Genomic DNA, 8999 nt, shown 5'->3' on the forward strand with positions numbered 1-8999 from the left:
CCCCCCCCCCCCCCCCCCCCCCCTCGGCGCCCGGCGGGGGGGCGCCGCCGCCCGCGCGCCCCCCCCCGCGGCGCGCGGGCCGGCCGGGGGGGGGGCCCCCCCCCCCCTCCGCGTACGCCTGCTCGTACTCCGCGTCCGTCAACAGGGCGCGGGCCGTGGCCTCCGCCTGGGTCCGCTGCGCCTGGTGCACCCGGCCGAGGTGCAGCGCCGCCGGGTACTGGGCGTCGTGGGTGCCGATCATCCGCGCCGCGGCCCTGGCCCGCTCGGTGCCGCCGAGGCCAGCCAGAGCCTGGGCACCGGTGACCAGTTGGGCGACCGGCACCTGTGGCACGACCGTGCTGGTCACCGAGGACTGCGTCTTGGCGAGCGCGGAGCGCAGCCGCACCAGCGCGTCGGCCGGCCGCCCCTCCAGCACGTCGAGCCAGCCGAGCAGCCCCTCCATCACCCCGTGGAACAGCTCGTGCGTACGCCCCCCGAACTCCGCGAGCTGCTGCTCGAACTGGCGCCGCGCCTGCCCGAGTTGTCCCCGTTCGGCGCACAAGATGGCGTAGTGCAGCCGGGCGTACGACATGGCTTCGGTGCTCATCCGCTGGCCCTCGGCCAGGATCTCGGCGAGCATCTGGGCGCCCTGCTCGACCTCTTGTTCCGTCGCGGCGCGCTCGATCAGCAGGCCGGCGAGCCGGGCCCGCAGCAGCGACACCTGGCTCTGCGCGCCGAGCCGTTCGGCGTATCCGATCGCCTGCCGGTAGTCATCGGCAGCCGCCTCGTAGTCGCCGCGGGACTCGCGCAGTTCGCCGCGCCCGGCGAGCGCCTCGGCCGCGCCCCAGGAGTCGCCGAGCCGGGCGAAGATCTCCAGGCTCTCGCCGATGTCGTCGTCGAGCGCCGCGGGGTCGGCGTGGCGGGCGGAGAGCACCTTGGCCCGCAGTTGCAGGGCGAACGCCAGCTCCCAGGGGTCGCCGAGCGCGCGGCTGGTGCGCACCGACGCGTCGACGATCTCGTGCAGTTGCGCGTACTCACCGGCCATCAGCGCCGCGAAGAACCAGAGCACCCCCGGCATCCGACAGGTCTGCGGCAGCCCCGGCCGGTAACTGGCGGCGAGCCCCTGCAACTGCCGTTTGACCTCGGGCTGTTCCATCTGGTGCAGATCGCCCTCCAGGATGGCGAGCGCCAGCAGCCGGACGCCGCGCCGCGCCTCCTGGAGTTGGTCGGGCGCCATGGGCGGCGGTGTGTCGATGGGCCGCGCCGTGAGCGGCGGGGCGACCGTGACGGGGGGCAGGAACGGGTTGGGCCCGAGTTCGGACGCGGCGCTCGCCCAGGTCCGCAGGTCGGCGCGGTGGCCGCGCAGATGCCAGAACCAGTGCAGGGACAGCACCAGGCACAGCGCCTCGTGCTCGTCACCGGCGGCGACGGCCCGGCGCAGCGCGGTGCGCAGGTTCTCGTGCTCCCGCTCCAGGGTCCACAGCCAGCCCCCCTGGTCGGCACCGCGCAGCAGCGGGTCGGCGCGGCGGGCGAGTTCGCGGTACGCGACGAGGTGGCGACGCTCCACGGCGGGCCGCTCGCCCGTCTCGTCAAGCCGCTCGGCCGCGTACTCGGCGACCGTCTCCAGGAGTCGGTAGCGCATGCTGTCGTCGCGGCCAAGGTCGGCGGAGAGTTCGATGTCAGGACCGGTCGGGCCGGCCCGCAGCGGCTCGGGACGTCGGCGCGCCCGCCCGTCGCCGGGACCGACGCCCGGCCCCGCGGCGTCCGTCGGCCCCGCGACCACCAGCGACTTGTCCACCAGCGAACCGAGCAGCGCGGCGACGTCCCGGGGGTCGACGGCGTGTTCGGTGGGGGTGGCTGTGGGGAGGCCGTCGGCGCTGGGGTCGGGGCCGGGGTGCGGATCGAGGGCTGCGCCAGCGTCGGGGGCGAGGCCGGGGTGTGCATCGAGGGCCGGGCCAGCGCCAACGCCAGGGTCGGCGCAGACCGCCTCGGCTGAGGCCAGGTCGCAGCCGCCCGCGAAGACCGAGAGCCGGCGCAGCACCGCGCGCTCCCGTTCGTCCAGCAGGTCCCAGGACCAGTCCACGACCGCCCGCAACGTCTGCTGCCGCGGCAACAGGGTGCGGCTGCCGCTGGTCAGCAGCCGGAAGCGGTCGTCAAGCCGGTCGGCAAGTTGCCTGGGCGAGAGCAGCCGCAGCCGGGCCGCGGCGAGCTCGATGGCCAGCGGCAGCCCGTCGAGCCGACGACAGATCTCCGCGCACGCCTCCGGGTCGTCGTCGACCTGGAACCCGGGCCTGGCCGACGCGCCCCGGTCCGCCAGCAGCCGCAGCGCGACCGGCTGCGGCAGCGGGTCCACGGAGCGTACGAGCTCACCCGGTACGGCCAGCGGCTCCCGGCTGGTGGCCAGCACGGTGACCTCGGGACAGGACGCGAGCAGCGTCTCGGCGAGCCGGGCGGCGGCCTCGATGACGTGCTCGCAGTTGTCCAGGATGAGCAGCATGCGGCGGGCCGCGCAGTGTTCGGTCAGCCGGGCCAGCGGATCGCGGGTGGCCAGGTCGGCCGTGACGCCCAACTCCTCGGCCGCGCTGCCGCGGATGACCGTCTCCCGCGCGCCGAGCGTGGTCAGCACGGTCTCCACGACGGTGTCCGGGTCGTGCGCGGGGGCGAGTTCGGCGAGCCAGACGCCGTCCGGCCAGTCGGTGGCGACACTGGCCGCGGCCACCTTCGACAGCCGCGTCTTGCCGGAACCGCCCGGTCCGAGCAGCGTGACCAGCCGCTGCGTCCGCAGGTCGGCGCGGAGCGCCTGAAGGTCACGTTCCCGCCCGACAAAACTGGTCAGAGACGACCGCAAGTTGCCACTCGACGGAACGACCGCCGCGGCCACCGGCTGTGCCTCGCCCGCCGTACCGCGGTGGTCCGGCCCCGCCCCTTCGGACGGCGTCTCGGCTGACGCTCCGGAGGGCCCCCCGGATGACAGCCCAGCTTCGGACCCGCCCCCGACCCTGTCCACGGCTCCGGCTCCGGCATCGGTTGACGGCCCGGCCCCGTCCACGGCCCCGGTTCCGGCCGCATCGCCACGCCCGGCCCCCGCGGCCACACCCACCCTCGTACTCGTACTCGTACTCGTACCGGCACCGGCACCGGCACCACGGTTATTCGTGGCGCCCGGAGCACCCACGGTCGGCCCGGGCGCGGCCTCCGCACCGGCGCTCGCGGCACCGTACGGACCGTTGCCGTAGCCGGCGTCACCGTACGGACCACTGCCGTGGCTGGCGTCACCGTACGAACCGTCACCGTACGAGCCGCTGCCGTACGAACCCCCACCGTGCGGGGCCGCGTCGGACGGCGGCTCCGCATGCGGGGGCGAGGGGTCGGCGGCGGGGCGGGGGGAGTCTTCCGCCGCTGGTGGGGCCGGGTGGTGCGTGGGGGCGGGGGTGAGGAGTTCGGCGTGCAGGGTGCGGAGTTCCGCGCTGGGGTCGGTGCCGAGGCGGCTGGCGAGTTCGCGGCGCACCTGCTCGTACGCGGCCAGTGCCTCCGCCGTCCGGCCGGTGGCGCGCAGGGCGCGGATGCGCAGCGCGTGCAGCGACTCGTCCAGCGGGTGGGCCCCGCACAGTTCGGTGAGGACCGGCAGCGCGTGGGCGGCGCGGCCCAGCGCGAGGTCGGCGCGGGCCCGGTTGCGGCGGGCGTCCAGGTGGCGGGCCTCGGCGCGGGCCGCCAGGGCCGTCCTGCTCGGCAGGTCGCTGAGTGCCGGGCCGCGCCACAGCGCGAGGGCCGCATCGAGCAGGTCGGCGGCGAGCGCGGGATCGCCCTCGTCCAGCGCCCGGGCGCCGTCCTGGGCGAGCCGTTCGAAGCGGTGCAGGTCGATCGAGTCCGGGTCGGTCTGGAGCAGGTAGCCGCCGTCGACCGAGACGATCGCGGTCCGGCCTATCGCCCGCCGCAACCGGCCGATCAACGCGTGCAGCGCCCCGCCGGCGTCCCGGGGCACGGTGCCGCCGGTCCCGGGCGCGCCGGGGTCGCCGTCCCAGACGTCGGAGATCAGCGCGTCGACCGAACGCACCCGGCCGGGGCGCAACGCCAGCGCCGCCAGCAGCGCGCGCAGTCGGGCACCGCCGAGCGGGACGGGGGTGCCGTCCTCATGATGGGCCTGGGTGGTGCCGAGTATGCCGTAGCGCACGCCGTCCATTGTCGTCGACGACCAAGGCGTGGGGTGCAGGGGACCTCGCCCTCCAGCCTTCGCCCGCGGAGCGGGGTGCGGGAGTTGTACGAATCCTCCGTATCCGCCGGCCCGCCGGAAACCTCCGGCCGGCTCCGCCACGGGGCGCGGGCCCGGTACGCACGGCGGTGGGTCGTGGTGGGCGGCAGCGGGTGGGGGCTGCTCCGGCCCGCCAGGTCGCCCTGGCAGGCCCGGCTCCTCCCCCTGCCCCGGCTGGCCTAGCTGACCCGACGGGCCTGCCTGCCCTGGCCGACCCGGCCGCTCCCGCTGACCTGGCTGACCCGGTTGGACCGGTTGCCCTGGCTGGCCCGGCCGCTCCCGCTGGTCTGGCCCTCCGGACCGGTCCGCCCGTACCGCCTGTTCCGCCCGTGGCTCGGGGTACCCGGCATCGCCCCGGTCCGACGCGGCGTGGCCCGACGGGAGGTGATCCGCCCCCGGGCGGTCCGCCGCGAAACGATCCGCCGCGGAGTCGTCCACCTCGGACCGGTCCGCCGCAGGCCACGGTGGGACATCAGCGCGCGGTGGGGCGGGGCCGTCGCGGCGGTGCGGGCAGCCCCGGCCGGGGCGCAGCGGGCGGGCCCGCCGTGCGCCGCCGTCCACCGACCGACATCTGCCGGGCACTCCGTCGTGGCCACCCATCTCTTCCCCGTCCCCCGAACCGGCTCTTCCGGTCCCACTCTGCCCGGAACCCCGCGCAGCCCGCGCCTCGTTTTTTCCCCGCCGGGCGCGTCGCGCGACTACCGTCGGCCGGGTGGGCGCCCCCGTACCCGGCGCCCGGCCCGTCCCCCGTCCCTGCCTGGAGCCGCGCCCATGACCGCCGCCGTCAGCCGCCACGACCGCCGGGTCAGCCCGGTCTTCCTCCTGCTGGTGGTCGTGTGCGGCCTGGCCGGCTGGGTGGTGTGGGAGGACGCCACCACGGGCACCGGCTTCACGGTGTTCGTGTTCGTCGTCGCCGGCTGGGTCGTCTCGCTCTGTCTGCACGAGTACGCGCACGCGCGCACCGCGCTGCACTCCGGTGACGCGTCGATCGGCGCCAAGGGCTATCTGACGCTGAACCCGCTGAAGTACGCCCATCCGCTGCTGAGCATCGGACTGCCGGTGCTGTTCGTGGTGCTGGGCGGGATCGGGCTGCCGGGCGGTGCGGTCTTCATCGAGCGGCACCGCATCCGGGGCCGCTGGCGGCACAGCCTGATCGCGGCGGCCGGGCCGGCGACGAACGTGCTGTTCGCGGTGGTGGTCAGCGCCCCGTTCTGGCTCGGGCTGCTGGACGATGCGCCGCCGGCGTTCCAGGGCGCGCTGGCCTTCCTGGCGCTGCTCCAGGTCTCCGCGGCGCTGCTGAACCTGCTGCCGGTGCCGGGCCTCGACGGCTATGCGGTGATCGAGCCGTGGCTCTCGCCCGGGGCGCGTCAGCAGGTGGCGCCGTTCGCCCCGTTCGGGCTGCTCCTCGTGATCGGCCTGCTGTGGATTCCCGAGGTGGGCGGGGCGTTCTTCGACGCCGTGGACGCGCTCCTGCGCACCCTTGACGTGCCGGAGTCCGCCACCCGGTACGGGTACGACGTCTTCCGCTTCTGGCGCGATGTGCCGCCGGCCGAGACGGGCTGGTACCCCGCGCAGGGGAGCTAGGCGGTGGGCAGGTTGCCCTCGGCCGCCGCCCGCTCGGCCCGCCTCTTGCGCACCGAGAACCACCACAGGTTGCTGGTGAGACCGGCCATCAGCACCCAGACGATGCCCAGCAGGCTCCCCTTGGCGAAGGACACGATGGCAGCCACCACGGCCAGCAGGCATACGACCAGCGCGTAGACGGCGATGCGCCGGGTGGGGTCGGGCTTGGTCTGGGCGGGCATGCGATGGCTCCTGCAAGGACGGCGGTCGGACCCGGCCATTGTCCCCCACTCACCCCGCCCGCCCACCGCCCGGTCTCCCCCTCGCCCGGGCCCCGCCCCGGCGCCGGTCTCCGCCGCCGCACCGTCCGACCGCGGGGCGAGTCCTGCCGTGCGACGCCGCGGACGAACCGGGCCGCGTACGGAACCGGGCCCGCACCGGGTCGTACAGCGCCGGGCCCAAGCCGGGTCGGACGGCCCCGGCCCCGGCCCCGCCCCCGGCCCCGAGCCGAGTCGTACGGCCGCGGCCCCGCGCCAAGCCGGACGGCACCGGTCGACCCCGCCCGCCCCACCCCGATGCAGGTCAGACGTCCGTGAGGCGCAGTCCCGCGTGGGCCTTGTAGCGGCGGTTGGCGGAGATCAGGTTGGCCACCAGCGACTCCACCTGGTGGGCGTTGCGCAGTCGGCCGGCGAAGACGCCGCGCATGCCGGGGATGCGGCCGGCCAGCGCCTGCACCACGTCGGTGTCGGCCCGGCGCTCGCCGAGCACCAGCACGTCGGTGTCGATCTCGGCGACCTCCGGGTCCTGGAGGATCACCGCGGACAAGTGGTGGAAGGCCGCGGTCACCCGCGATTGGGGCAGCAGCGCGGCGGCCTGCTGGGCCGCGCTGCCCTCGGTGGGCTTGAGCGCGTACGCGCCCTGCTTGTCGAAGCCGAGCGGGTTGACGCAGTCGATGACGAGCTTGCCGGCGAGGTCGTCGCGCAGCGCCTCCAGCGTCCGCGCGTGTCCTTCCCAGGGCACCGCGATGATGACGATGTCGCTGCGGCGCGCGCACTCCGCGTTGTCCGCGCCCGACACGCCGTGGCCGAGTTCGGCCGCGGCGGCCTGGGCCCGGTCGGCCGCCCGCGAGCCGATGATCACCTGCTGGCCGGCCTTGGCCAACCGGTAGGCCAGGCCCCGGCCCTGGTCGCCGGTGCCGCCGAGGACGCCGACCACCAGGTCGGACACGTCGGGCAGCTCCCACGGGTCCTTGGCCGGTGCCTTGCCCGCGGCCGGCGCCGCGCCCTTGCTCGTGTCATCAGGAGTAGTCATACGGCGATCCTGCCAGCACCGCAGGTCCGCGGGCGGACCGGGCGGCGTGGCGCCGCTCACGCCTTGACGCTGCCCTCGGCGAGGCCGGTGCGCCAGTACCGCTGGAGCACACCCATCAGCACCATCAGCGGGATGACGGAGAGGAAGGCGCCGCCGACGGTGTACTGGTAGAGCTCGGGCTGCCGGTCGGCGTACCCCTGCCAGCCGACCAGGCCGAGTTGGATCGGGTAGAGGTCGGCGTCGTTGAGCATGACCAGCGGCAGGAAGAAGTTATTCCAGATGTGTACGAACTGGAACAGGAAGACGGTCACCAGGGCCGGGCTCATCAGCCGCAGCACCAGCGTGCTGAAGATGCGCAGTTCGCCCGCGCCGTCGATGCGGGCCGCCTCAAGGAGCGAGTCGGGCACCGCGGCCGACGCGTAGATCCGGCACAGGTAGACGCCGAACGGGCTGACCATGCTGGGCAGCAGCACGCTCCAGTAGCTGTCGGCCAGGCCGATCTCGCTGAACAGCAGGTAGAGCGGGAGGGCGAGGGCGGTGCCGGGGATCAGCACGCCGGCCAGGATCAGGTTGAAGACGCCTTCGCGGCCGGGGAAGACGAACTTGGCGAGCGCGTAGCCGGCGGCGGCCGAGAGCAGCGTTGCGGCCACCGCGCCGACGCCCGCGTACAGCAGGCTGTTGAGCAGCCAGGTGACGTAGATCCCGTCGTCGTAGGTGAGGACGTCGTGCAGGTAGTCGATGGGGTGCGGGTTGGCGAACCAGAAGCCGAAGGTGCCGAAGAGGTCGCCGGTGTTCTTGGTGGCCGAGACGGTGAGCCAGTAGACGGGCACCAGGAAGTAGACGGCGGCGACGGAGAGCAGTGAGACGGTGATGATGCGGTGCCGCAGCGGCGGTTGCTGGCTCATGCGTCGTCCCTCCCGTCCCGGGAACCCCGGCCGACGAGTTTGAGGAATCCGAACGACAGGACGCAGGCGACCAGGGCGAGCAGGACCGCCTCGGCCGCCGCGATGTGCTGGTTGTTGCTGGTGAACGCCTCGTTGTAGGCGTTCAGGTTGGGGGTGTAGCCGGAGTCGATGGAGGTGCCGAGCGGGCGCAGCACCATCGGTTCGGCGAAGAGTTGCAGGGTGCCGATGATGCTGAACACGGTGGTGAGCACCAGGGCGGGTCTGATCAGTGGCAGCTTGACGTGCCGGGCGACCTGCCAGGCGCTGGCCCCGTCGATCCGCGCGGCCTCGAAGAGTTCCGCGGGGATCGCCTTGAGCTGGGCGATCAGGACGAGCATGTTGTAGCCGGTGAACTGCCAGGTGACGATGTTGGCGATGGACCACAGGACGGTGTCGCTCGACAGGAAGTCCACGTGCCAGCCGGCCGAGTCGGCCATCTCCACCAGCGGGCTGATGCCGGGCACGTAGAGGAAGCCCCACAGGATGGAGGCGATGACGCCGGGGATGCCGTACGGGAGGAAGAAGGCGGTGCGGAAGAAGCCGACCCAGCGCGCCGACGCGGCCTCAAGGAGCAGGGCGAGCGCGGTGGCGAAGATGATCATCACCGGGATCTGGACGGCGCCGAAGAGCAGTACGCGGCCGAAGCCCTCGATGAAGCGGTCGTCCTCCAGGGCGTAACGGTAGTTGGCGAATCCGGCCCAGACCTCGTTGGTCTCGCCGCCGAGGCCGAGCGGCGCCGGCCGTTCGACCTTGAGCAGGCTCTGGTAGACGGCGTAGCCGATGGGTGCGAGGAAGCAGAGCAGGAACACCGCGAGGAACGGCAGCAGGAAGCCGACGGCTGCCCGGGCGTTGCGGGCCTCGGTGCGGGTGGGGCGCTTCACGTTGCGGTACTCCTATCGCCTGGCGGCCGGTCGGGGTCTGCGCGCGGCGCCCGGCCCGCCGGGGGGCGGGGC

Annotated in this window: 6 protein-coding genes; 1 reads left to right on the plus strand and 5 read right to left on the minus strand. The window is 74.4% G+C overall.

The window, feature by feature from the left end; all coding sequences use genetic code 11:
* Nucleotides 1–4150: AfsR/SARP family transcriptional regulator (locus AAHZ94_RS22245; protein ID WP_502964740.1), on the minus strand; the 4150-nt coding region annotated here is incomplete at its 3' end.
* An 849-nt stretch (nt 4151–4999) separates the two neighbouring features.
* Here AAHZ94_RS22245 and AAHZ94_RS22250 point away from each other — a divergent pair.
* Nucleotides 5000–5812 (plus strand): site-2 protease family protein, encoded by an 813-nt coding sequence (locus tag AAHZ94_RS22250; protein WP_349994745.1) that lies wholly within the window; start codon nt 5000–5002, stop codon nt 5810–5812.
* Here the strand turns inward: AAHZ94_RS22250 and AAHZ94_RS22255 are convergent.
* From AAHZ94_RS22255 to AAHZ94_RS22270, 4 genes are all read right to left on the minus strand, one after another.
* Complete coding sequence (locus AAHZ94_RS22255; RefSeq protein ID WP_349994746.1) at nt 5809–6033, minus strand: hypothetical protein; 225 nt, start codon at nt 6031–6033, stop codon at nt 5809–5811. The genes AAHZ94_RS22250 and AAHZ94_RS22255 overlap by 4 nt on opposite strands.
* A gap of 340 nt (nt 6034–6373) precedes the next feature.
* Nucleotides 6374–7102 carry an NADPH-dependent F420 reductase gene (gene npdG, locus AAHZ94_RS22260; protein ID WP_349994747.1) on the minus strand — a complete coding sequence of 243 codons (729 nt, stop codon included), beginning with the start codon at nt 7100–7102 and terminating at the stop codon, nt 6374–6376.
* A 56-nt stretch (nt 7103–7158) separates the two neighbouring features.
* On the minus strand, nt 7159–8007 hold the full coding sequence (locus AAHZ94_RS22265; protein WP_349994748.1) for a carbohydrate ABC transporter permease: 849 nt from the start codon (nt 8005–8007) through the stop codon (nt 7159–7161).
* Entirely contained in the window at nt 8004–8927 is a 924-nt protein-coding gene (locus tag AAHZ94_RS22270; protein ID WP_349994749.1) for a carbohydrate ABC transporter permease, read from the minus strand. Before AAHZ94_RS22270 ends, AAHZ94_RS22265 begins: the two co-directional genes overlap by 4 nt.
* Nucleotides 8928–8999 lie beyond the last annotated feature (72 nt).

The organism is Streptomyces sp. HSW2009, assembly GCF_040240285.1.
Lineage (GTDB): Bacteria > Actinomycetota > Actinomycetes > Streptomycetales > Streptomycetaceae > Streptomyces.